Annotated in this window: 18 protein-coding genes and 1 pseudogene; 11 read left to right on the forward strand and 8 right to left on the reverse strand. The window is 53.0% G+C overall.

What is annotated here, in order from left to right; translation table 11 throughout:
- Positions 1-111 precede the first annotated feature (111 nt).
- The 6 genes from uxaC to EFA69_RS19745 all read left to right on the forward strand — a co-directional run bounded on the left by uxaC (position 112) and on the right by EFA69_RS19745 (position 8,846).
- On the forward strand, positions 112-1,509 hold the full coding sequence (gene uxaC / locus EFA69_RS19720; protein ID WP_123134759.1) for a glucuronate isomerase: 1,398 nt from the start codon (positions 112-114) through the stop codon (positions 1,507-1,509).
- A 3-nt stretch (positions 1,510-1,512) separates the two neighbouring features.
- Positions 1,513-2,535 (forward strand): sugar kinase, encoded by a 1,023-nt coding sequence (locus tag EFA69_RS19725; protein ID WP_123134760.1) that lies wholly within the window; start codon positions 1,513-1,515, stop codon positions 2,533-2,535.
- Positions 2,525-3,184, forward strand: a complete 660-nt coding sequence (locus EFA69_RS19730) for a bifunctional 4-hydroxy-2-oxoglutarate aldolase/2-dehydro-3-deoxy-phosphogluconate aldolase (protein WP_123134761.1) — start codon at positions 2,525-2,527, stop codon at positions 3,182-3,184. Before EFA69_RS19725 ends, EFA69_RS19730 begins: the two co-directional genes overlap by 11 nt.
- A 29-nt stretch (positions 3,185-3,213) precedes the next feature.
- Complete coding sequence (locus EFA69_RS19735; protein WP_221175775.1) at positions 3,214-4,611, forward strand: MFS transporter; 1,398 nt, start codon at positions 3,214-3,216, stop codon at positions 4,609-4,611.
- A 244-nt stretch (positions 4,612-4,855) separates the two neighbouring features.
- Entirely contained in the window at positions 4,856-6,022 is a 1,167-nt protein-coding gene (locus tag EFA69_RS19740) for an MFS transporter (protein WP_317125639.1), read from the forward strand.
- Between the two features lie 247 nt (positions 6,023-6,269).
- Positions 6,270-8,846 (forward strand): phosphoenolpyruvate carboxylase, encoded by a 2,577-nt coding sequence (locus EFA69_RS19745; RefSeq protein ID WP_123134762.1) that lies wholly within the window; start codon positions 6,270-6,272, stop codon positions 8,844-8,846.
- Positions 8,847-9,167: 321 nt separating this feature from the next.
- Here EFA69_RS19745 and EFA69_RS20390 read toward each other — a convergent pair whose 3' ends face one another.
- A complete protein-coding gene (locus tag EFA69_RS20390) occupies positions 9,168-9,314 on the reverse strand; it encodes a hypothetical protein (RefSeq protein ID WP_183906878.1) in 147 nt (48 codons plus the stop codon).
- A gap of 201 nt (positions 9,315-9,515) precedes the next feature.
- Here EFA69_RS20390 and EFA69_RS19750 point away from each other — a divergent pair, with 201 nt between their 5' ends.
- A complete protein-coding gene (locus EFA69_RS19750; RefSeq protein ID WP_123134763.1) occupies positions 9,516-10,298 on the forward strand; it encodes a hypothetical protein in 783 nt (260 codons plus the stop codon).
- Positions 10,299-10,738: 440 nt separating this feature from the next.
- Here the strand turns inward: EFA69_RS19750 and EFA69_RS19760 are convergent.
- The 6 genes and pseudogenes from EFA69_RS19760 to EFA69_RS19785 form a co-directional block, all read right to left on the reverse strand.
- A pseudogene (locus EFA69_RS19760) lies at positions 10,739-11,661 on the reverse strand (IS1595 family transposase).
- A 114-nt stretch (positions 11,662-11,775) separates the two neighbouring features.
- Entirely contained in the window at positions 11,776-12,273 is a 498-nt protein-coding gene (locus EFA69_RS19765; protein WP_123134765.1) for a DUF6169 family protein, read from the reverse strand.
- Complete coding sequence (locus EFA69_RS19770) at positions 12,257-12,469, reverse strand: hypothetical protein (protein ID WP_123134766.1); 213 nt, start codon at positions 12,467-12,469, stop codon at positions 12,257-12,259. The genes EFA69_RS19765 and EFA69_RS19770 overlap by 17 nt, the downstream gene beginning before the upstream one ends.
- A 390-nt stretch (positions 12,470-12,859) precedes the next feature.
- Positions 12,860-13,819 (reverse strand): formimidoylglutamase, encoded by a 960-nt coding sequence (gene hutG / locus EFA69_RS19775; RefSeq protein ID WP_123134767.1) that lies wholly within the window; start codon positions 13,817-13,819, stop codon positions 12,860-12,862.
- Between the two features lie 27 nt (positions 13,820-13,846).
- The gene (hutI, locus tag EFA69_RS19780; RefSeq protein ID WP_123134768.1) at positions 13,847-15,130 is read right to left on the reverse strand and encodes an imidazolonepropionase; all 1,284 of its coding nucleotides are present in this window, start codon (positions 15,128-15,130) and stop codon (positions 13,847-13,849) included.
- Between the two features lie 214 nt (positions 15,131-15,344).
- Complete coding sequence (locus EFA69_RS19785) at positions 15,345-17,060, reverse strand: urocanate hydratase (RefSeq protein ID WP_123134935.1); 1,716 nt, start codon at positions 17,058-17,060, stop codon at positions 15,345-15,347.
- Positions 17,061-17,402: 342 nt separating this feature from the next.
- Between EFA69_RS19785 and EFA69_RS19790 the strand changes: the two genes are divergently transcribed.
- From EFA69_RS19790 to EFA69_RS19805, 4 genes are all read left to right on the forward strand, one after another.
- A complete protein-coding gene (locus EFA69_RS19790; protein ID WP_123134769.1) occupies positions 17,403-17,618 on the forward strand; it encodes a VF530 family protein in 216 nt (71 codons plus the stop codon).
- 97 nt (positions 17,619-17,715) lie between these two features.
- Positions 17,716-18,825 (forward strand): 23S rRNA pseudouridine(2604) synthase RluF, encoded by a 1,110-nt coding sequence (gene rluF, locus EFA69_RS19795; RefSeq protein ID WP_123134770.1) that lies wholly within the window; start codon positions 17,716-17,718, stop codon positions 18,823-18,825.
- Between the two features lie 132 nt (positions 18,826-18,957).
- On the forward strand, positions 18,958-19,725 hold the full coding sequence (locus tag EFA69_RS19800) for an EcsC family protein (RefSeq protein WP_123134771.1): 768 nt from the start codon (positions 18,958-18,960) through the stop codon (positions 19,723-19,725).
- A 204-nt stretch (positions 19,726-19,929) separates the two neighbouring features.
- Positions 19,930-21,396, forward strand: a complete 1,467-nt coding sequence (locus EFA69_RS19805) for a M48 family metalloprotease (protein ID WP_123134772.1) — start codon at positions 19,930-19,932, stop codon at positions 21,394-21,396.
- A gap of 131 nt (positions 21,397-21,527) precedes the next feature.
- Here EFA69_RS19805 and EFA69_RS19810 read toward each other — a convergent pair whose 3' ends face one another.
- Positions 21,528-22,910, reverse strand: a complete 1,383-nt coding sequence (locus EFA69_RS19810) for an ABC transporter permease (RefSeq protein WP_123134773.1) — start codon at positions 22,908-22,910, stop codon at positions 21,528-21,530.
- Positions 22,911-22,913 lie beyond the last annotated feature (3 nt).

The raw sequence follows: 22,913 nt of genomic DNA on the forward strand, positions 1-22,913 counted from the left end.
GGCGCTTGTTTTTGACCTATTTTCACAAAATCGGCCGCTAAACGCAAAAGTGGGTTTGTCCTGCTTCTTGGGCTTTTCGGTGTATTTCCATTAAACATTACCCTTACGTCCATGTCCTTTTTAGACGATAATTTCTTACTCCAGACCAAGACGGCCCAAACGTTATACCATGAGCATGCCAAGCACATGCCCATCATTGACTACCACTGCCACCTGAACCCGGAGGACATTGCCAACGACAGAAAATTCAACAACCTCACCCAGATCTGGCTAGAGGGCGACCATTATAAGTGGCGCGCCATGCGCACCAACGGCATTCCGGAACGCTTCTGCACCGGCGACGCCGATGACTATGAGAAGTTTGAGAAGTGGGCCCAGACCGTGCCCTACACCATGCGCAACCCACTGTACCACTGGACCCACATGGAGCTCAAGAGTCCCTTCGGGATTGAGAAAGTCCTGAAACCGGAGAGTGCCCGTGAGATCTATGAAGCCGCCACCGCCCAACTGCAAACTCCGGAGTTCAGCGTACGTGGCATCCTGAAGAAAATGAACGTGGTCACCATCTGCACCACCGACGACCCCACCGACAGCCTGGAGCATCACCAAAGAATCGCCGCAGATGATTTCGGGATCAAGGTGTTGCCTACTTTCCGGCCAGACAAAGCCATGGCCATTGAAGACGCCGGGTTCCTGGCTTATCTGCAAAAACTGGAAGCCGCCTCCGGGGTGTCCATCAGCAAGTACCAGCACTTACTGGATGCCTTACAACAGCGCCATGACTTCTTCCATGCCCAGGGCGGCCGCCTCTCTGACCACGGCCTGGAAACCATGTACGCCGAAGAATACACTGATCAGGAAATTGCCCAGATCTTTGAGAAAGCCTTGCAGCAACAGGCCCTCACCCAACAGGAGGTGCTTAAGTTTAAATCTGCCATGCTGGTGGAACTGGCGCTCATGGACCACGCCAAAGGCTGGACCCAGCAGTTCCACCTGGGTGCGTTACGCAACAACAGCACCCGCATGATGCGTGAGTTGGGCCCAGATACCGGTTTTGACTCCATCGGGGATTTTGATGTGGCGCGCCCTCTCTCCAGATTCATGGACAAACTGGACAACTCAGACCAATTGGCCAAAACCATTCTGTACAATCTGAACCCCAGCCAGAACGAGCTGTACGCCACCATGATCGGTAATTTCAATGACGGCAGCACCCCGGGCAAAATCCAGTACGGATCGGCTTGGTGGTTCCTGGACCAAAAGGACGGCATGGAGCGCCAGATGAACGCCTTGTCTAACATGGGCCTCCTGAGCCGCTTCGTGGGCATGCTCACCGACTCCAGAAGCTTCCTCTCCTATCCGCGGCACGAATACTTCAGAAGAATTCTGTGCAACATGCTGGGCAACGACGTGGAGAACGGCGAGCTACCGGCCTCTGAGCTGGCCTGGATTGGGCAAATGGTGGAAAACATCTGCTACCACAACGCCAAGAACTTCTTCAACTTCTAAGCCATGGGAAAAGTACTTTCGTTTGGAGAACTCCTGTTGAGAATCTGCCCAGATGGGGAGGGCGAATGGTTAGGCCAAAACAAATTGCCGTTCTACGTGGGCGGCGCCGAACTGAACGTAGCCACCGCCTTAGCTCTCTGGGGAGTGCCCTCGGCATATCTCACAGCGTTACCGGAAAACTTTCTCTCTGAGCAGCTATTGGAGTACCTGCAGGAACTCCAGATAGATATAAGCCCGGTGGTGATACAAGGCGAGCGGATTGGTCTTTATTATCTCCCCAAAGGAAAAGACCTCAAAAACGCCGGCGTTATCTATGACCGCAAAGGCTCGGCCTACGCAGATCTCACCCCTGGCAGCATTGACTGGGATGCTGTTTTTGAAGGCGTAAGCTGGTTCCATTTCAGCGCCATCTGCCCCGCCCTGAATCAAAGCGTTGCCGATGTCTGCGCCGAAGCCCTGCAAGCGGCCGCTGACCGTAACATCTTTGTCTCCTTAGATCTGAATTACCGCGCCAAACTTTGGAAATACGGTAAAGAACCACTTGACATAATGCCAACGTTGGCATTATCTTGTGATCTGATCATGGGCAACGTGTGGGCTGCGAATAAAATGCTGGGGATGCCGTTACAGGAAGACCTGGTGCAGGACATAGACAAAGACAATCTGCTGCAACATGCCACCCTCACCTCTGAGGCTATCTTAAAGGAGTTCCCCAGATGCAAGATGGTGGCCAATACTTTCCGTTTTGACCACGGGCCGCAGGGAATCCGCTATTTCACCACTCTTTACGCCCAGGGTGAACTGCATGTCTCGCAGGAATATGTGGTGGATACCATCCTAGATAAAGTAGGCAGCGGAGACTGTTTCATGGCCGGACTTATCTACGGCTTGTATCACCAGCGGGCACCTCAGGAAACCCTTGAATTCGCGACTGCGGCTGCCTTCAAAAAATTGTTCATTGAAAGTGACGCTACTACCAGCACGGTAGCTGAAATAGAGGAAACCATAAAAGCCTATGCCAACTAAAGAAACCGCCTTGCAGGCCATCCTGGACCAAGGTCTGTTGCCCCTGTTCTTCCACCAAGACCCTGAACTGAGCCTGGAGGTGATCAAGGTGCTATACAACGCAGGCATCAGAACACTGGAGTACACCAACCGCGGTGCCGCCGCATTGGAGAACTTCACTTTTCTGAAAGCTGAGCTGAAGTCATACGAAGACCTGCAACTGGGTATTGGTACCATCAAAACAGTGCAGCAGGCCAATGACTTCCTCAAAGCCGGAGCCGATTACATTGTGGCGCCCATTGTGGACCCGCAAGTGGGCCATGTGGTGCATGAGGCGGGCTTGCTCTGGATTCCGGGCTGCTTTACCCCCACAGAGATTCATGTGGCGCAAACGGCAAAGGCGGCCTTGATCAAGATCTTCCCGGCCAACATTGTAGGTCCGGCGTTTGTGTCTTCCATCAAAGAGCTCTTCCCGGGCCAGCTGTTCATACCTACCGGAGGCGTGGAAATGGAGGCCGAAAACATCAGGACCTGGTTTAAGGCCGGCGTGTGTGCCGTGGGCATGGGCAGCAAGCTCATCAGCAAAGAAGTATTGGCCCAGCGCCAGCTAGATCACCTGTTTGCCCAGACCCAGGAAGCGATTAGGCTGGTGCAAACTTCCCGAACCTAGAACCTATCCACTACCAAACGAACAAACATATGTCCTCAACAAAACAAACAACACCCGCGGAGACAATCCAGGGAAAGATTGGCGGCTACCGGTGGACCATCTGCGGCCTTCTCTTTTTCGCGACCACGGTGAATTACCTGGACAGACAGGTACTGAGCCTTTTGCAGCCCATGTTGGCCGAGAAGTTTGGCTGGTCAAATACAGATTACGCGAATATTGCCGCCGTTTTCCAGTTTACCTACGCTATTTCCATGTTGTTTGCCGGCCGTATCATAGACCGGTTGGGGACTAAATGGGGCTACGCCTGGGCTTTGATCATCTGGTCTTTGGCCGCCATCTTACACGCCTACGCAGAACCATTGGGCAGGGCGGTGAGCCCGGTCTTCACGGCAGTGGGGTTTGCGGCCATTCCCGTCTCAGTGCTGGGGTTTATGGTGGCGCGGGCATTTCTGGGCTTTGGGGAATCCGGTAACTTTCCGGCGGCCATCAAGGCAACGGCAGAATATTTTCCTAAAAAAGAACGCTCCCTGGCCACAGGTATCTTCAATTCTGGCTCCAATGTGGGGGCTATTCTGGCTCCTATCACCGTGCCTTGGATTGCCTCTCACCTAGGCTGGGAATACACTTTCTTTATTATTGGGGCCATTGGTTTCCTGTGGCTCGTCTTCTGGTTTTACTACTATGAAACCCCAGACAGGCAGAAAAGACTCACCTCCTCAGAAAGGGCGTACATCAGCAGTGACAGCGAGCCAGTCTTGGAACCCGATTCTCCCGCATCGGCGGAGAAGGTTTCCTGGTTTAAGCTGCTGGGCTTCAAACAAACCTGGGCCTTCGCTTTCGGGAAGCTGATGACCGACGGGGTTTGGTGGTTCTTCCTGTTCTGGTTACCGGCTTACCTGAAAGTTCAGTACGGCCTCACGGGCACAGAAGTGATGCTCCCACTGGCGGCGCTGTACAGCATGACCATGATTGGCAGTATTGGCGGCGGCTGGTTCCCGGTGTACTTCATTAACAAGGGCTACAACCCGTATGAAGGCAGAATGAGAGCCATGCTCGTGATTGCGCTCTTCCCGCTGCTGGTATTGGCGGCCCAGCCGTTGGGGCACATCAGTTACTGGTTCCCGGTGCTGTTCATCGGGATTGGTGCCTCTGCCCACCAGGCGTGGTCGGCTAACATTTTCACCACGGTATCAGACATGTTCCCCAAAAAATCGGTGGCTTCTGTGACCGGAATCGGGGGAATGGCCGGGGGTATAGGCGGGGTGCTGGTGACCAAAGCGGGCGGCTACCTGTTTGACCACTATGAGAAACTGGGCCAGATTGAAACCGGCTACACCATCATGTTCGCGTTCTGTGCGGTGGCCTACCTGGCTGCCTGGGCCGTGATGAAAACGCTGGTGCCTAAAATGAAGCCGGTCGCTTTGTAAATAATAATAGAGAAAAGCACAGCAAAACGGCAGGGTTTCTCAAATCCTGCCGTTTTGTTTTGGCTCTTTACAGATTGCCCTTCCTGCAAGTGAAGCGGCGCGTTTTGGGTCTTATTTCGGAAAAAGAGCCCCTAAACGCCTTTTGAGTAAAATGGCTTCATTCTGAACTTCCTTTCCCTTAACCCCACCTGCCTTAGGCACGTTGGGAATTTGCGTAGCCTCTGGCGCTCCACCCTTCTTTACCATGATGCAGACTAAGCTGAAGCAACGCATTGCGCTGGGAGTTTTATTTTTCCAGAGCGGCCTCTGCTTTTCTTCCTGGGCCTCCAGAATACCGGATATCAAAAACAGTTTCCTGTTCAGTGACAGTGAATTCGGTACGCTCTTACTCATCAGGCCACTGGGTTCTCTGTTGGGTTTGCCGCTGGCCGGATGGGTAGTAGACCGGTACGGCAGCAAATATTCCGCAGCCATAGGAATTCTGGGTTTCAGTGTGAGTCTGGTGCTGCTGGGGATTGCCCCGGCGGTGGCGTGGCTGGCGGTGAGCCTGCTGCTGTTTGGGCTTTCTTCCAACCTGACCAGTATTTCCATCAACGCGCAGGCGCTGGCGGTGCAGAAAAGCTACGGACGCACCATCATGTCCTCGTTCCATGGCTTGTGGAGTCTGGCAGGGTTCTGTGGTGCCAGTGTGGGAGCCGCCGCCATCTCCCTGGGGCTGGAGCGCGTTACCCATTTTCTGCTCATTATGGGCACGGTGTTCCTATTTGTTTTCCTGAGCCTGCCCCACCTCAACCCAGACCAGGAGACAAAAAGCAAGCGGCTCTCTTTTGCCAAACCTGACCCTCAACTGCTTCGTCTGGGTCTTATTGCCTTCTGCGGCATGCTATGCGAGGGCTGCATGTTAGACTGGTCTGGGGTGTACTTTAAACAGGTGCTGCACGCGGAGCAGGGCTGGGTTACCGCAGGGTTTATGGCGTACATGGGTTCTATGGCGGCGGGCCGGTTTGTCTCAGACCGGTTTGCCAACCGGTACGGAAGCACCAGAATGATACAGGTGAATGGTCTTCTCATCTGTAGCGGTTTGCTGTTGGCGGTCATAGTGCCCAGTTTCCCTATGGCTATTCTCGGTTTTATTTTAGTGGGAGCCGGTACGTCATCGGTGATTCCGCTTACGTATACCCAAGTGGGTAAAAACCAAACCTTATCCACTGGTTTGGCGCTGGCCTTGGTATCTACCATCGGTTACTTTGGCTTTCTGCTGGGGCCTCCGCTCATTGGTTTCATAGCCGACTGGCTTAGTTTGCGCGTATCCTTCACGGTAGTGGCTCTGGTAGGCATCTCCATTACGTTACTGGTCTTGCTCAGGGCCCAGCAGAACCCGGTGAAGCCCGCTCTGCCCACCCAGAGATAGAGAACGCTTGCGTTTAGGGGCTCTTTTTCCAAAAAGAGCCCCTAAACGCAAATGCGTCGCTTGGCGTAACGGAAGGAAATCAAAATCTAAAATGACAATAAAACCGAAGATATGTTTGCGTTCTCATAAGCAAAGCTTTTCTTTAAAGAATAATTTTTAACACAACCCTTTACAGCCTTACATACTGTAAAATTGCTATCAGGTAATTTTTACCTAGCAGCGACATGCACAACGTACACCTTTACCTATGGATGGTTCTTCAAATACTGCCTTACAGACGTATGATAAACACGTAGGGCTCAAGTTTCAGCTATACAACAGCCTGTTCACCGCGCTCCCGTTCCATAGAGTGGAAAAGACGGGGGTATTGCTTTCCATTTTTCTGCTGCACTGCGAGGAAGGCTTCGCGAAGGAACTGAGTCCCGCAGAAATCATCACCACGTTCTTCAGCCAATACACGCCCTACCGCACTGAGCAGGAGCAGACCGACCTGCTCTTCCGGTTTGTGCAGTACGCCGAGCGCCAGGTGGTGCTGTTTGATGCCCTGGAAGATGCCTCTTTCCGGGAAACCCATGACATGGCCGGGGCCGGAACCCTCAAACACCTGCAGGCCGAAGTAGAGCAAACCCAGACCCAGGAGCAACTGCGTGAGAAGCTGAAGGATTTTTCGGTGCGGTTGGTGCTCACGGCCCACCCCACCCAGTTCTACCCCAGCGAAGTGCTGGGCATCATCAATGACTTGTCCAAAGCCTTGGTGAGTGACAACACCGCGCAGGTGAACAGTTACCTACGCCAACTGGGCAAAACGCCTTTCTTCAAAAGCGAGAAGCCGTCACCGTATGATGAGGCCGTGAGTTTGATCTGGTACCTGGAGAACGTGTTTTACCAGGCGGCTGGGCAAATCATGACCTCGCTCAAGAACCAGTTCCCGGAGGCCGTGCCGGAGCAGCACCCCTTAATTAGACTAGGCTTCTGGCCCGGCGGCGACCGCGATGGCAATCCCTTCGTGACCGCTGACATCACCCTCCGGGTGGCCGAAGCCCTGCGCGGGGCCATTATCAAATCCTACTACCAGGATGTGCGCAAGCTCAAGCGCCGCCTCACCTTTAAAGGGGTGTTAAACGAGCTGGTGGCGCTGGAGGCCAAACTGTACAACAACCTGTTCTTGCCGGGCTATAAAGCCGATATCTCCAAAGAAGACCTGCTGGCACCGCTGCATAAAATCAAGGAGACCCTCATCAGAGACCACAACAGCCTCTTCCTGCCCCTGGCCGAAAACCTGATCCGGAAGGTGGAGTTGTTCGGGTTGTATTTCGCGTCATTAGATGTGCGGCAGGATAGCTCGGCCCACACCGAGGTACTGGAAGCCATTGCCGCCACGGCCCAGGTGTTGCCCCAGAATTACGCCCAGCTTACGGCAGAGGAGAAAATCAATGCCTTGCTCACTGCCCCCGCCACGGTAGACCCGGCTTCGCTGGAAAGCGAGCTGCACCAGGACACGCTCCAGTCCATGCAGGCCATGAAAACCATCCAGGCCATTAACGGCGAGGAAGGCAGCCATCGCTACATCATCAGCCACAGCACCAGCGCCCTTGACGTGATGGAAGTCTACGGCCTGTTCCTGCTCAGCGGCTGGCAACCCGAGGCCCTTACCGTAGACATTGTGCCGCTCTTTGAAACCATAGATGATCTCCAGAACGCCCCGGAGGTGATGGAAGCCTTGTACCGTTCGCCGGTGTACCGGCAGCACCTGCACCGGCGCAGGAACATCCAAACCATTATGCTGGGCTTCTCAGACGGCACCAAAGACGGCGGCTACCTCATGTCTAACTGGAGCATCTACAAAGCGAAGGAAGAGCTGACCCGGCTGGCCCAGCAGTATGATTTGCAGGTGGTGTTCTTTGACGGGCGCGGCGGTCCACCCGCGCGCGGCGGCGGCAGAACGCACCAGTTCTACGCCTCCATGGGGCCTAAAATCGCGAGCAAGGAGATTCAGCTTACCATCCAGGGCCAGACCATCAGCTCCAACTTTGGGACTACGGATGCGGCGCAGTACAACATGGAGCAGCTCATGCACGCCGGCATCCGGAACGCGCTGTTCACGGCCCGCGAGACCACGCTGTCTGAGGCCGAGGAACAGCTCATGCAACGCCTCGCCGAGGTGAGTTACCAGGCCTACAACACCCTCAAGAACCACCCCGATTTTCTGGAGTACCTCAACTACGCCAGCCCATTGCGGTACTACGCCGAGGCCAACATTGGCAGCCGCCCAGCCAAACGCAAACCCGGCAAACTGAACCTGAACGACCTCAGAGCCGTGCCCTATGTAGGCTCCTGGAGCCAGTTGAAGCAGAACCTGCCCGGCTATTACGGGGTGGGCGCCGCCATGGAAAAACTGGAGGCCGAAGGCCAGTGGGAAGCCATTGAGAAGCTCTACCAGCGCTCCCTGTTCTTCCGGACCCTGCTGGGCAACAGCGAGATGGCCATGACCAAGTGCTTCTTCCCGCTCACGGCGTTTCTTGCCAAACACCCGCACTACGGCCCGCTCTGGAACATGATCCACCAGGAGTTTGAGCGGAGCAAACGCTACGTGCTGCGCCTCACGGGCAACGCGCACCTCATGGCCGACAAACCAGTGAACCTGCTTTCCATCCAGATGCGGCAACGCATTGAACTGCCCCTGCTCACCATCCAGCAATTCGCGCTCACTAACATCAGGGAAATGGAAGAACAGGAAAAAGAGGTCACGAACAAACCCGTGCTGGAAAAACTGGTGATGCGCTGCTCCTTCGGGATTATCAACGCGGAACGGAATTCGGCTTAACCAGACCTCTCGCGTTCACACATCGGCGGCGGCTCCTTTCATTGGGTGCCGCCGCCGTTATTTTTGGAACAAGGGCATCAACTCAAGACAAATACGTTGATTGGAGTGCGCATTTCGTCCCCCTTGGAAGGGGGTAGGGGGATGACCAATACGTTAGAAGACGTCAAAAGCTTCTATTTGGTGCTCTCTACCTGTTCCGAGATATTAAGATATATTTCCTCTGCACGAGTAATCATCCCCCTACCTCCTTCAAAGGGGGACTATATACCACTCGGGACAAGCGGTCATAAAATAGCAAAAGGAGCTTTAGGGCTCCTTTTTTTACTTCTTCTCTTCTTCGCCGGCCTGGGGCTTGTCCTTCTTATCGTCCCGTACCGCCACTTTCAGCAAGTCCTCAAGGGTGCCGCTTACGTGCAGCTTCTCCTCGTACTTGTTGGGTCGTTTCTTGGCTACTTTCTTTTTTACCATGAACAAATATACTAAATCAGTTATAAACTTATAAGTTATAATGGGTTGACTTATGCTGAATCATCTACATCAAGGCAAGAGGATGTCGGATAATTTGCTTTAACGACACTTCGCTGAAGATTCATTATTGTTATTACCCGATAAACAAAATAAAATCCGACAACATTTTGTTTTTGTTCGAGGATACGTTACTTTTACATCGTGCAAGTCGAAAAAAACATCGAGGATTACAAATCAGGGATACCTGCTTCAGGGAGCACCAATGGTGTTAACCTATTGGAATGCCTTAAAGATGAGCTTAGTGTAATTGAAGATAAAAAGAATCAATTATTCATTAGCTACCAATCGGAAGTACAAAGTCTTGAAACTCGAGAAAAAGAGATTTCAAATATAATTAAGGGATTAGAGGAGCTTATCCTTAAAGCAGAGCAGTTACTGCGCACAGAAGTTAATGATGCTTCTGTATCTGTTGTCGGATACAAGGTGGATAAAGCTAAAGAGGACAATAGTCAGGTTGATCAAAATGACAAATCAGATCAACCTACACAGTTGACTAGCCCTGATAAAGTAGAATTAACTGTACCTGTAAAGAAAGGAGACTTAAGAGGTTTAGTGTTAGAGGTTATCAGATCTTATGATAACTTCTTGTCCTCTAATGAGGTTAGTCGAATTATTAATGCAGAATATCCTGAAGCAGGTTACTCAATCAAACAGGTGCAGGATGCTTTGAAAGACGCTAAAAGAGCTTCAATTGAAAAAGGGAAAATAACTGGACAGTTTATTTACCCTAAACAAGGGAAAAAGCTGTTTCTGTTTGGGTTATTAGATTTTTACACTGATAAACATAACCCGACAACCCTAAAAAAAGAGTATTTTGATAAGTTAAACGAAAAAGCTAAAATAAAAGGCTACTCTCTTAAACCGCTTGACACTCCTTCTAAATCAGAACACCAGGAGCGTCTTTTTAATGGACAAGAGGTATAAAAAAAAGGGTAGCTTCTGCTACCCCAAAGTGATTAGTTGATTTAAGGGAACTTTGATTAAGAAGACCGTCGGAGCGGTTAGGCTTCCAAAACCTAGCCGTGGCTCTCTTAATTAAGAGGTCTAGCGTCCAAAACTAGACCACTTCTTATTTCAACTGATAGGTTAGTTGCGAGCTAACCTAATAATACTTACGAAGTTGGCTAGTGCACTAGGATAAAATCCTTTACTTGGTGCAGACCACATTAGAGTTGCGAATATTAACAATAGTCTCATTAGCTATACTGTTAAATATCTGCCACGCCAATTTTGTAAGTACAGGTTTTGGATGTGATACCATTTAATTAGGCTACCTGTAAACAGGTAGCCTTTCCTGTTTACTTACAAATATATAGAATCTGTTTATGAAATACAAGAACCTCATTGTTTAAAGGTGTAGGTTTCTATGCAATAAGATTATCATAAGTAATTCTAGTATTGCCTACTTTAGAAACCGCATCTTCAAATCTGGTGCAGTATGTTATCGTTCTGTAGTTGTATCTGTAGCCGAACTCATGGCAGTATCTGTGTAAGTGTTTGGGGCTTACGCTATGATAGATACCGTAGATACCTCTCTTTAGCTGGCTCCAAAAACCCTCTATGCTGTCGTGTGGAACTCGCCGCGTACATACTCGTCCTGTGCGTGGTTAATTACCTTGTGTGCTTTGAGCTCTTTGTATAGGTCTTTATAACCGCCGAAGCCGTCTGTCACCAGCATTGCGTCTGAACTTACTTTCTCGCGAAGAATAGGTTTAAGGGTAGAACCGTCTGCCTTTGCTACTATGAAAGTATGCACCTTGCCGTTTCTCTGTAGGAGCCCGGAAACAGGTGTTTTATGTACATAGCCCGTTCCCTTCTCGCGTAGTTCCTTACGTACTTTCTTGTGCTTATTGGCAGCCTTGCCGCCTACATAAGTCTCATCTGCCTCAACAGTCCCTTCCAGCATCTGCGGGGCTTTCTCTTTCAGCATCTCACGGATACGGTGTAGCACGAACCATGCGCTTTTCTGCGTGATGTTCAAATCCCTAGACAACTGCAAAGAACTGATACATTTCTTATGAGCGGTAACCAGATACATTGCGGCAAACCAAGTTCTAAGCTTAATCTTCGTGTTCTCGAAGATAGTCCCCGTTGTTACGGTGAACTTCTTGTGACACAGTTTCTCAGAGCATTTATAACCTCTGTTCGTCACATAGGCTTTCACGCATCCGCAATGAGGACAGGCAGGGGTATCACCCCAACGCTGCTGCGCCAGGTACTGCTTGCACCTTTCCTCATCCTTGAAGAAGTCTAGTACTTGGATTAGTGAATTGAACTGGCTTTTCATTTAAGTTTCTGACTTATAACTTTGTAAAGACACAACTTATCCCAGTAAATACCTAATTTAGTTGTTAAAAGTTACGGTGTAGACATAAAAAAAAGAGAGCGGTTAGGCTCTCTTTTATCTTTTAATAAACATTCCGTCTCTTACTTGCTCGTAAGCACTTATGATATTATCCTTGTAAATATGGGTACTATGGAATATTAATGAAGAATGAACTTCCATATCTTCTGTACTATTGAATCCATTGATTTTAGTAAGTGGTAGTACAGATTTACTTTCAGAGTACCAAGTATCAAAGATTCTTTTCCTCCCGCCGTGCATGTTATCAGAACTATCACACACAGTTATTAGCACCCTATCCAAATCTTCTTTGAAGAACGATTCCAGCAAAAGTGAAATAGTTGCCTTTGTTCGGCCGTTGTCATCCTTTGGCCTTCTTTTGTTCTCTCCTAAGTCCGCTACGTCAAAATTGAAAGTGAAAAACAGGTCTTTTATAAGAGGGTACTCTGTAAAGAATTCTTGGTAAGCCTCAAAATAGGCATAATACCTAACTCCTTTGTCTGTTATAAAAGAATACCCTATACCTTGTTTATCTAGATTATAATGGAGTGACAAATTTATACCCCTTCGCCTCTAGTTGCTCAAAAGAACCGCCTTTTTTTATGTGCTCATGTATCTCCCTCTTTCGCTCTATCATCTTAGCGAAGGCAGCAGAGATAGGCTTTGCTGTTTCTTTCTTAACCGATTTCATCTTTCTTTCTTCTAGTTGTTCTTTTCTTCTTTCTGTTGCAAGATATACTACTGTATACATTGTAGCAACAAAATTAGTTTAAATCTTATTAAGATTTCCCATCTAACCCCCTTTATTATTACTGGTAGCAACGACCATACCAAGAATATGATTAACAATTCAATTACCAGCATAGGAACGACATTTAGGTTCTCTTTCTTGTATGCTAGATTTAGCAGCGATTAAAGTAACTTTAATCGCTGCTCTGTCCCAAGTAGTATATAGTTGCCCTTCCAAGGGGGACGGAATGCTTGACAATTCCCCATCTCTTGCTGTTTTAGCCCGAAATCAGGAAAAAGCGCCCCTAAACGGGAACCGGCAAGACAATGAGCAGTTTCCTGAGGCACACGTGTAGCCTTTGCGTTTTGGGGCTCTTTTTCTAAAAACAGGCGCTAAACGCCAAAACTTCGCTTAATGCCATTCCTGCACCAGATGGAAGATGAGGGCGGCGGCTAGTTTGGCCGTCCGGTTGTCTATGTCTAAAGCGGGATTAAGTTCCACCACGTCAAGGGAAAGGACTTTGCCGCTTTGGATGATTTGCCGGAGCAAGGGCAATGCCGCGTGCGGGGTAATACCCAGGGCGGTGGGCGCACTTACGCCGGGAGCATACGCGGCCGCAAACACATCCAGATCAATGCTGAGGTACACCTTCTCTACCCCATCTAGGAACTCACGAAGCTTCTGCTGCACGGTTTCCGCCCCGGTTTGCAACTCCTCGGCGGTGCAGTACTGAACGCCTAAATCAGCCGCCGTCTTAAAGAGTTTGCGGGTGTTGCCGTACTCCTGAATGCCCAGGCAGAGGTAACGGAACTCCTGCCCTCCGGCTTGCAGGGCATCGGCGATTTGGAGGAAAGGGCTGCCGGAACTGGGGTGCTGACCGTAGGTTCTCAGGTCAAAATGGGCATCAAGGTTGATGATCCCCAGCTTCTCGCCGGGCTTCAATTGCGGCTGTATGCCCAGAAAATGCCCGAATGCGGTTTCATGGCCGCCACCCAGCACCAAAGGTTTGTAGCCCTTCCGGAGCAGCATCTGCACTTTTCGGCCCAATTGGGCTTGGGCTTCTTCCAACCGCTGGTTCGCGCAGATCACATCACCGCCGCCGAAGAGTTGCACCTCGTCCGGCAGATGATCGGCGAGAGCCGACATGGCCTGCCGGATGGCCGAGGGCGCCGCCGCCGCTCCTACCCGCCCTTGGTTGCGCCGCACGCCTTCGTCGCAGCTGAACCCCAGGAAAATAATGCTGCCCTCGCTTTCCGCCACCTCCCTGGAAAGATCAAGCAACTGAACTATCTGGTGCCACCGCAACCCCAATACGCCATCCTGAGGATCAATTCTTCCGTTCCAGGTTGTTTTATCAGATGGTTTGTACATAGGCAATCAAGTTAATGCGGGGCTAAGTTAAGGCTCCTGGCGAGAAAGCAAAGGTTGTTGCAGGTTATAACGCCGGCCACGCTTCCAGATGATGGCAGGTTTGAGTTTTCCCTGGCGGTACAGAACCTCCTGGTAGTGGCTGGTAGGGAAAGCCACCATATCGGCGAGAAAGCCGGGGGCTATGATTCCCCGGTCTGTGAGGCCCAGGGCCAGGGCGGCGCGATGGGTAATACCGGCCAGGGTTTCAGTTAAGGTTAATTTCTGAGCGGCACCCAGCAGGGCGGCCTGTAAGAGCAAATCGCCCATGGGCGCAGAACCCGGGTTCCAGTCGGTGGCAACGGCGACGCAGAGGCCGTGGTCCAGCAGTTGCCGCGCCGGGGCGAAGTGCATGCCCAATCCCAGCGAAGCGCCGGGCAACACAGTAGCCACTACTCCCGCTTCTTTCAGGTGCAGCATGGCCGTGGCATCGCTGGCTTCCAGATGGTCGGCGCTCACGGCCCCCACCTGGGCGGCTACCTGGCTGCCCCCGGTACTGAACTGATCGGCGTGCACAGTTACGTCAAAGCCTAAGGCTTTAGCGGTTTGTAAGAACTTAATGGCTTCTGATTCTGTGAAGGCGGTGTCTTCCACAAAAATATCTACCCGCTGCGCCAGCCCACGGGCTTTTACCTGCGGCAGTAATTCCTGCGCAATATGCGTGAGGTAGTTACCGGACTGCGAAAATTCCGGTGGGCGCATGTGGGCGGCCAGGCAGGTGGGCACCAGATCCAGGGGTTGCTCCTGGTGTACTTGGTTAATTACCTCCAGCATTTTGAGCTCATCGGCTACGGTGAGGCCGTAACCACTTTTCACCTCGCAGGTGGTCACGCCCTCAGACAAATGCTGCTGGCAACGCTCATGCAGCGTTTGGGCCAATTCCTCTGGAGAGGCGGCTCTCGTTTTCCGGACGGTGTCCAGAATGCCGCCGCCGTTGCGGGCAATTTCCAGATAGGTTTTACCGGCAACGCGCTGGGCAAAATCGTTCGCCCGGGAGCCCGCGAAGCACAGGTGCGTATGGGCATCTATGAACCCAGGCAGCAGCACCAGGGGCTCCGTCAGTTCCTGCACCGCGTAACCAAGGGCCTGAGCTTTCTGGGCCAGTGGCGCGTAAGTGCCCACTTCTACGATTTTCTCACCTAACAGCACAATTCCCGTCTGCTCCAGTACTTCCAGTTGATGGTCTTGCAAAGGCCCCGCCGCCGGGAGCCCGGCCATGGTCACGATCTGGTGAAAAGGCCCCAGGAGCAGGTAGTTTTCCGGTGATGCTTGCATGAAGTTAAAATTAAAACGGATGAATTCTCGCTTCTGGAGGTTCAGTTTTGAGCAGTTTTAGGAAAAAGAGCCGCTAAACGGCTTGGGAGCTGGAACCACCCTTTCCCCTTTCCTATCACCCATGATCTTATAAATACAGAACCACGCACCGCGTTCCTGAACGGAAGACGCAGTGCGTGGACTTAGATAACGCCCCACAAGGCGCAGCATAACGTTAGATAGTAAGACCGTGCTTTACGGCGTTTTGCTGGGCGGTTTCATAACCGGCATCGGCGTGGCGGAAGATGCCCAGGGCCGGGTCATTGTGCAGCACGCGGCGCAGGCAGCGGTCGGCACGTTCAGAGCCATCGGCCACAATCACCATGCCGGCGTGCTGGGAGAAGCCCATGCCTACGCCCCCGCCGTGGTGGAAGGAAATCCAGGTGGCCCCGCCGCTGGCGTTGGCCATGAGGTTGAGCAGCGGCCAGTCAGACACGGCGTCTGACCCGTCTTTCATGCCTTCGGTTTCGCGGTACGGAGATGCCACGGAGCCGCAGTCCAGATGGTCGCGGCCAATCACGAGGGGGGCTTTCACCTTGCCTTCGCGCACCAGCTGGTTAAAGAGCAACCCGGCTTTCTCGCGCTCGCCCATGCCCAGCCAGCAGATGCGGCTAGGCAAGCCCTGAAACGATACTTTGAGGCTCGCCTCGTTGAGCCAGCCAATCATGTGCGTATTCTCGGGGAAAAGCTGTTTGAGGGCTTCATCGGTTACTTTGATGTCCTCGGGGTCACCGGACAAAGCCACCCACCGGAACGGTCCTTTGCCTTCACAGAACAAAGGCCTGATGTACTCCGGCACAAAACCGGGAATCTGGAAAGCGTTGGCCTCGCCGCCCTGTTGGGCGTATTCCCGCAGGTTATTGCCGTAATCAAAGGTACAGCTGCCGCGGCGCTGCATTTCCAGCATATAGCCCACGTGGCGGGCCATGCTCTGAAGCGAACGGGCTTTGTATTCCTGCGGATCACTTTGCCGAAGCGCCAGCGCTTCTTCCAGCGTGAGGCCGTGGGGCACGTACCCATTGATGGGATCATGGGCCGAGGTTTGGTCTGTGAGGATGTCTGGGATAATCTCGTCTTCCAGCAGTTTCTCCAGCACATCGCCTATGTTGCCCACCAGGCCAATAGACACGGCCTCGCCTTTGTGGCGGGCGGCCAGCACCAGGCGCATGGCATGGTGGTAGTCATAGGAAATATGGTCCAGGTAGCCGGTTTCAACCCGTTTCTTGATGCGTTCAGGGTCAATGTCTACGCCCAAGAAAGTAGCGCCCGCCATGGTGGCTGCCAACGGCTGAGCGCCGCCCATGCCGCCCAAGCCCCCGCTCACCACCAGTTTATGGCGCAGGTCACCGTTATAGTGCCTTCGGCCGCAGGCGGCGAAGGTTTCATAGGTGCCCTGCAAAATGCCCTGGGTGCCAATGTAGATCCAGGAACCGGCGGTCATCTGTCCGTACATCATGAGGCCGCGTTCGCGGAGTTGGTTGAAGTGTTCCCAGGTAGACCAGCGGGGCACCAGGTTGCTGTTGGCGATGAGTACGCGCGGAGCCTCGGCGTGGCTCCTGATCTTGCCCACCGGCTTCCCAGACTGGATGAGCAGGCTCTCGTCTTCCTCCAGGGTCAGCAGCAGCTCCACAATCTTGCGGGCATCCTGGGGGGTGCGGGCCGCCTGGCCAATGCCGCCGTACACCACCAATTCCTCGGGCTTTTCGGCCACGTCATTAGACAGGTTGTTCAGGAACATTCTGAGCGCCGCCTCAGCGGGCCAGTTTTTGGCGTGGAGCCGCGGGCCGCGGGGCGGAATGTACACCGGGTGCGCCGCATACGTCTGGACAAAATCTTCTATGGCCGAAGCAGCGTCTGGTTGAGCAAGGGCAGAGAGGGAACTGTTTTGCATGGTTAAGAAACTGAAGGTTGGGTGAGACGGCATTATGGCGAGGCAATACGAGGGGTACGGCCCTGCCTGAGAGGTTTTGAAGGTACTAATTTTTCTTATTAAACCCACACGCAAAGCTAACGAGCGCTTGGTACGGAAGAAGAATTTGAATCTAATTCGGCCGGTCACATGAAACCCACAGCGTCTAGCCAGCGGGCAACACCGTTTTTGGCGTGTTTTCGGAAAAACGGCCCCTAAACGCAAAACAGGTGCGGCAGGCGCAGAAATGCAGGTCCATTTGCTTGCCTTGGGCGCGGCCATTCTCGTAAACTCCCAGAGAAAGACTACCTTTGCAGGGAAATTATGGAAGAACAGAAAAACAATCCGTTGCACGGGAAAACCCTGGAGATGATTTTGGTGCAGCTGGTAGACCATTACGGTTGGGAAGAATTGGGTGAGCGCATCAGAATCAACAGCTTCAACCACAACCCCACCATTAAGTCCAGCCTCACGTTTTTGCGTAAAACTCCCTGGGCGCGCACCAAAGTGGAAGAACTGTACCTGAGAACCTTCAGGTAACCTATTCGCGCTCCCGTAACTGAAATATTTTCATAAGGCACCTAGAGCAGCTGAGTCACGTTCAGTCGCTCTATTCAAACCCATTCACTGAGGTACCATGTCAACAGATACCAGCATCCGGCTCAATAAATTCATCAGCGACTCGGGCTTCTGCTCGCGCCGCGAGGCCGACCAATACATAGAAGACGGCCGGGTGAGCATCAATAACCGCACGGCAAAAAAAGGCGCCACCGTAAAACCCGGCGACAAAGTAGCCGTGGACGGCGAACCCATCCGGGCGAAGAAACCCTCTGACCGCGCGGTGTACATCGCCTTTAACAAACCCACCGGCATTACCACCACCACAGACCCCAACGACAAGAAGAACATCATTGACTTCATTGGGTTTCCCAAGCGCATTTTCCCCATTGGGCGGCTAGACAACGCCTCTGAGGGACTCATTCTGCTCACCAACGACGGCGACATTGTGAACAAGATCCTGCGCGCCGACAACAACCACGAGAAGGAGTACGTGGTGATGGTGGACAAGCCCGTGACCGATGACTTTGTGAAGCAGATGTCCAATGGCGTGCGGCTGGCCGAAGGGCTTACCAAAAAAGCCGTGGTGCACCAGCAGGGTCACAAAGCCTTCAGGATTGTGCTTACCCAAGGCCTCAACCGCCAGATCAGACGCATGTGCGAGACCTTGGGCTACAAAGTGGAGAAGCTGAAGCGCGTGCGCATCATGAACATCAAGCTCGCTGATTTACCCACCGGCCACTGGCGTTACCTCACCCTGGAGGAGCTCAAGACCATGAACCAGCTGCTGGCAGACTCCTCCAAGTTTGAGGACGCTTCCACCTGGGGCAAGGAGCCGCGCAAAAAAGCCGTGGAGGCCGCGCCCGAGGAAGAGGAGGACATCATGGAAGAGTTTGGCGTGAAAGTGCACCGCGTGGCGCTGCCCCGGCCTACCAGAGAAAATACCTATGAAAACCCCAAAGCCAAATCCACCCGCAAGCCCAAAGGTTCGGCGGGCGCTGGCGGGGCATCCCGGGACACCGTTGGTGGCTCAGGTCCTAAAAGAAGCTCGGCCAAACCGGCAGGTGGCGGTGCTCCGGGCAAGTCGGGACGCCAATCATCGGGGGCGGGTTCTTCGCGTTCGGCCCGCCCCGCCGCTGACCAGAAGCCCAAAAGAACGGCCGGCACCAGAGGCAGAGGCCGCCGGTAACCTACCCTATGAAAGCACAAAAAGCGTTTAGGGGCTGTTTTTCAAAAAACGGCCCCTAAACGCTTTTTGTTTGCCTCTTCCCCGCCCTTTGCCGTTCTTGTACCCAATCCCACACTATCTTTTTCAAGCCCTATGGCCACCTCCGCGTACGAAGAAACCATGCTCCTGGAACTCCGGGAGTGGCAGCAGCAAATGCTGAAAGATCCCTCCCTGGTGAACCACTTCACGCGCGGCCTGCAGCAGAAAATCAACCGCTACATACCAGAGAAGGTACACCAGGCCGTTACCGCCACCATCAAGCAGATGATCAGGGCGGTTTTGTTCGGGGCGAAGCACACCACCGCCAAACCCAATCCGGGCTTATCGCTGGAAGCCCGCGAGGCGGCCGTGCGGGAGCGCATTGCGTTTTACCGAAGTACGGCCGCCGCCGAGGGAGGCATTACCGGGGCCGGGGGAATTCTTTTGGGCCTCGCCGATTTCCCGCTCCTGCTGGGCATTAAACTCAAGATGCTGTTTGACCTGGCGGCCCTGTACGGCCACTCCGTGGATGATTACCGCGAGCGGGTGTACCTGCTCCATATTTTCCAGTTGGCGTTCAGCAGCCAGCAGCAGCGCCGCGAGGTGTACCTGCAGATGGTGGACTGGGAAACCCAGAAACTGCACCTGCCCCAGGACATTCACCAGTTTGACTGGCGCACCTTCCAGCAGGAGTACCGTGACTACATTGACCTGGCCAAACTGGCACAGCTTATCCCAATCATTGGCGCACCGGTGGGCGCCGTGGTAAACTACCGCCTGCTGCAGAAACTGGGCACCACTGCCATGAACGCCTACCGCATGCGCTGGCGCGAGCAGCTCTTCCTGAACCAAATGCCTCCGTCCCCAGATTTGCTTCCCTAAATTCATCGGCCACGGGCCGATATCCAGTTTAGAGTGAATTCTGGAAAAAGAGCCGCTAAACGCGTTTCTACAGCTTGGCCGCTTCCCAGATAAGTCCTAAAACTAGCAGCCGTAACCCAGGGCTCTTCCGGCACGTTGCAAGGGAATCTCCAGCGGCGTTCGGTGCCCTGAGAGAGCAGCACGTTTGGCCTAACTTCTACCACTATGAGAAAGCACTTCGTTTATAGCTTGGCTACCTCTGTATTCCTGCTATTCAACTCCTGCGCCACCAACCCCGTGACCGGCAAACGCGACATCAGTCTGGTGTCTGAAGAACAGGAAATAGCCATGGGCCTGGAGGCCGACCCGCAGATTGTGGCGCAGTACGGCCTGGTGCAGAACCCCACCCTTCAGAAGTTCATCCAGGAGAAAGGGCAGCAGATGGCAGCCGTCTCGCACAGGCCAAACCTGAAATACGAGTTCAAGATTGTGGACTCGCCTATTCTCAATGCCTTCGCCGTGCCCGGCGGATATGTGTATTTTACACGGGGCATTATGGCGCACTTCAACAGTGAAGCGCAGTTTGCCGGGGTGCTGGGGCACGAGATTGGCCACATCACCGCCCGCCACTCGGCGCAGCAGCAAAGTAAATCCATCCTGACGCAGGGCGTGCTGCTGGGCGGCATGATCGCATTCCCGGAACTGGCTGAGCTGGGCGATGTGGCCTCACAGGGCGCCAGCCTCCTGTTCCTCAAATTCGGCCGCGACGATGAGCGCCAGTCTGATGAGTTGGGCGTGGAGTATTCTACCAAGATAGGCTATGACGCCAGCCACATGGCTGATTTCTTCCAGACGCTGCAACGGCAAAGCGCCCAGAGCGGCCAAGGTGAGATTCCGGAGTGGCAGTCTACCCACCCTAACCCCGCCAACCGCTATTCCACGGTACACCAGCTCGCCGACCAGTGGAAACAGAAAACCAACGCCACCAACCTGAAAGAGGGCCGGGACAGCTACCTACGCATGATTGACGGCCTCATTTACGGCGAAGATCCTAAACAGGGCTTCGTGGAGAACAACACCTTCTACCATCCTGAGCTTAAATTCCAGTTCCCGGTGCCCACCGGCTGGAACATCCAGAACACGCCGCAACAGGTGCAGATGGCTCCCAAAGACGGGAAAGCCCTGTTGTTCCTGCGGCTGGCCCAGGGTACGTCACTGGAGACCGCCGCCCAGCAGATGCTCCAGGCAAACCAACTGCAGGCGATAGAATCAAAACAGGTAACGGTAAACGGGCTGCCGGCATTGGCGGTCATTGCGCAGCAATCTACGCAACAGCAACAGCAGGCTCAACAGCAACAAGCGGCCCCTATCCAGGCCTTGAGTTATTTCATCCAGTACGGCGGCAATATTTATAACATTACCGGAGTTTCGGCGGCGACAGACTTCAACAATTATTTCCAGTCATTCAGCGCCGTGGCCCAGAACTTCCGGCAGCTCACCGACCAGGAGAAGATCAACCGGAAGCCAGAAGTGGTACGCATCAAGACGGTGAAAGCTGCCGGTACGCTTACGCAGGTACTCAGAACTTTCAGCGTACCAGACAAACGGCTGGAGGAAATGGCTATCCTCAACGGCATGCAATTAACCGACCGCGTGGAAGCGAAAACGTTGATCAAGGTCATTGAGAAGTAAGCGCATTAAACAAAAAAGAAGCGGCTGCTATAAAAGGCAGCCGCTTCTTTTTTGTCGGTTCCCTGTAACAGGAATTCACCATTGCGTTTAGGGGCTCTTTTTCAAAAAAGAGCCCCTAAACGCAAGGTGGGTTATTTGACAGAAGCCACTTTCCACCGGTATAAAAGTAATCCCGCTCCAAACACCACTAACACACTTATGAAAAGCTTCACCACACCAGCGGTAGCCGAGGCCACGTCTGGGGAGCTGGCGAAATGATGTTTAGGCTCCTGTTCGAAATCTGCGTGGTGGAAGGTGATTTGCCGGAAGAGGAACGGGTAGTAGAACGCCCGGAGCGCATCGTGGTAACGGGTGGCGCTTTGCAGGAACTGCACGTAAGACGGCAAGTCTGTCCCTGCCAGCGCGTTGAAAATTCCCTGCACATTCACCGGCACCGACAGCACATTCAGCCGTTGCACCAGTTCATGCCGGTTTAGCAGACTCTGTTTGTACTGGGAGGCCAAGTCTGCCACTGCCACATCGCCTAAGTGATGGAAGGCATAGTACCAGCGCCAAACAAACCGCTCTTTGATTTGGGCAGTATCCTGCCACTGCGGGTACAGGGCGAAGAACTTTTCCATGGTCTCCTCCTTGGGTTTGTCCCAGCCGCCGTGCACCACTTCGCGCTGTTTTATGGTTAATGCCAGCGCCTGCGGTACGGGCTGCTTGATGGAGACATACACGTTCAACAATGCCGGCACCACAATGGTGAGCAGCAGCCATACGCCCAGCAGAGTTACCGCATTGAAAGCCGAATTTTTCTGCAATCCCGCCACCAGAAACGCCACCGCAAACCAGAACAGGCAGTACAAGACCACCACGCCCAGCCAGAGCGCCACCCGCCCATCGGGCACCACGTTGCCCCAGAGCATAGCGATAATGGAAAGCAGCAAGCCCAAACTCAGTACCACCAGCATTCTGAACGTTAGCTTCGCGCCTACAATGAGGGGCAGACTAATGGGTTGAGACAGCAACAAGGGCAAGGTTCCCTGTTCCTTCTCTACAGACAGAATGTTGAAGCAGAGCCCAATGATGAGCAGCGGAAACAGGTACACCAGCACAAAAGACAAATCAAAGTTGCCCGCCAGTACCTTCTGTGGATTGATGTTCTCCGTGTCATACAACTGGGACTGCAAATTAAGCAACCTGAGCTTGATGTAGTACGGGTTCACGTCGCGTTGCCCCAGCGCCAAAGCGGCCCATGAATCTGGATGGTGCACAGCGAAGGTGGAATGGTAATACCCAATATCGCCGGCATCTGCGCCCGCGGGGTATTTGGCTTTCATCTCTTCCACATTGTGCTCCGTCAGTTTCTGCAATCCGGCAAGGTTTTGCCGTTGGCGCTCTACCTCAGTGGTGCCGTAGTAAATGCCATACAAGCCTGCCAGCAAGGTGAGCGTGACTAAGATGAGCAAGCCCTTATCGGCCCTGAAATTGAGCCATTCGTATTTGATCAGTATCCAGAATTTTTTCATCCC

Origin of the sequence: Rufibacter immobilis, assembly GCF_003721565.1 — a bacterium.
In the GTDB taxonomy this organism is placed as follows: Bacteria; Bacteroidota; Bacteroidia; order Cytophagales; family Hymenobacteraceae; genus Nibribacter; species Nibribacter immobilis.

Bases quoted from the DNA above. Each gene is read 5' to 3' on its own strand.
- uxaC (WP_123134759.1), top strand. From the start codon at position 112: ATGTCCTTTTTAGACGATAATTTCTTACTCCAGACCAAGACGGCCCAA.
- EFA69_RS19725 (WP_123134760.1), top strand. From the start codon at position 1,513: ATGGGAAAAGTACTTTCGTTTGGAGAACTCCTGTTGAGAATCTGCCCA.
- EFA69_RS19730 (WP_123134761.1), top strand. From the start codon at position 2,525: ATGCCAACTAAAGAAACCGCCTTGCAGGCCATCCTGGACCAAGGTCTG.
- EFA69_RS19735 (WP_221175775.1), top strand. From the start codon at position 3,214: ATGTCCTCAACAAAACAAACAACACCCGCGGAGACAATCCAGGGAAAG.
- EFA69_RS19740 (WP_317125639.1), top strand. From the start codon at position 4,856: ATGATGCAGACTAAGCTGAAGCAACGCATTGCGCTGGGAGTTTTATTT.
- EFA69_RS19745 (WP_123134762.1), top strand. From the start codon at position 6,270: ATGGATGGTTCTTCAAATACTGCCTTACAGACGTATGATAAACACGTA.
- EFA69_RS20390 (WP_183906878.1), bottom strand. From the start codon at position 9,314: ATGGTAAAAAAGAAAGTAGCCAAGAAACGACCCAACAAGTACGAGGAG.
- EFA69_RS19770 (WP_123134766.1), bottom strand. From the start codon at position 12,469: ATGTATACAGTAGTATATCTTGCAACAGAAAGAAGAAAAGAACAACTA.
- hutG (WP_123134767.1), bottom strand. From the start codon at position 13,819: ATGTACAAACCATCTGATAAAACAACCTGGAACGGAAGAATTGATCCT.
- hutI (WP_123134768.1), bottom strand. From the start codon at position 15,130: ATGCAAGCATCACCGGAAAACTACCTGCTCCTGGGGCCTTTTCACCAG.
- EFA69_RS19785 (WP_123134935.1), bottom strand. From the start codon at position 17,060: ATGCAAAACAGTTCCCTCTCTGCCCTTGCTCAACCAGACGCTGCTTCG.
- EFA69_RS19790 (WP_123134769.1), top strand. From the start codon at position 17,403: ATGGAAGAACAGAAAAACAATCCGTTGCACGGGAAAACCCTGGAGATG.
- rluF (WP_123134770.1), top strand. From the start codon at position 17,716: ATGTCAACAGATACCAGCATCCGGCTCAATAAATTCATCAGCGACTCG.
- EFA69_RS19800 (WP_123134771.1), top strand. From the start codon at position 18,958: ATGGCCACCTCCGCGTACGAAGAAACCATGCTCCTGGAACTCCGGGAG.
- EFA69_RS19805 (WP_123134772.1), top strand. From the start codon at position 19,930: ATGAGAAAGCACTTCGTTTATAGCTTGGCTACCTCTGTATTCCTGCTA.
- EFA69_RS19810 (WP_123134773.1), bottom strand. From the start codon at position 22,910: ATGAAAAAATTCTGGATACTGATCAAATACGAATGGCTCAATTTCAGG.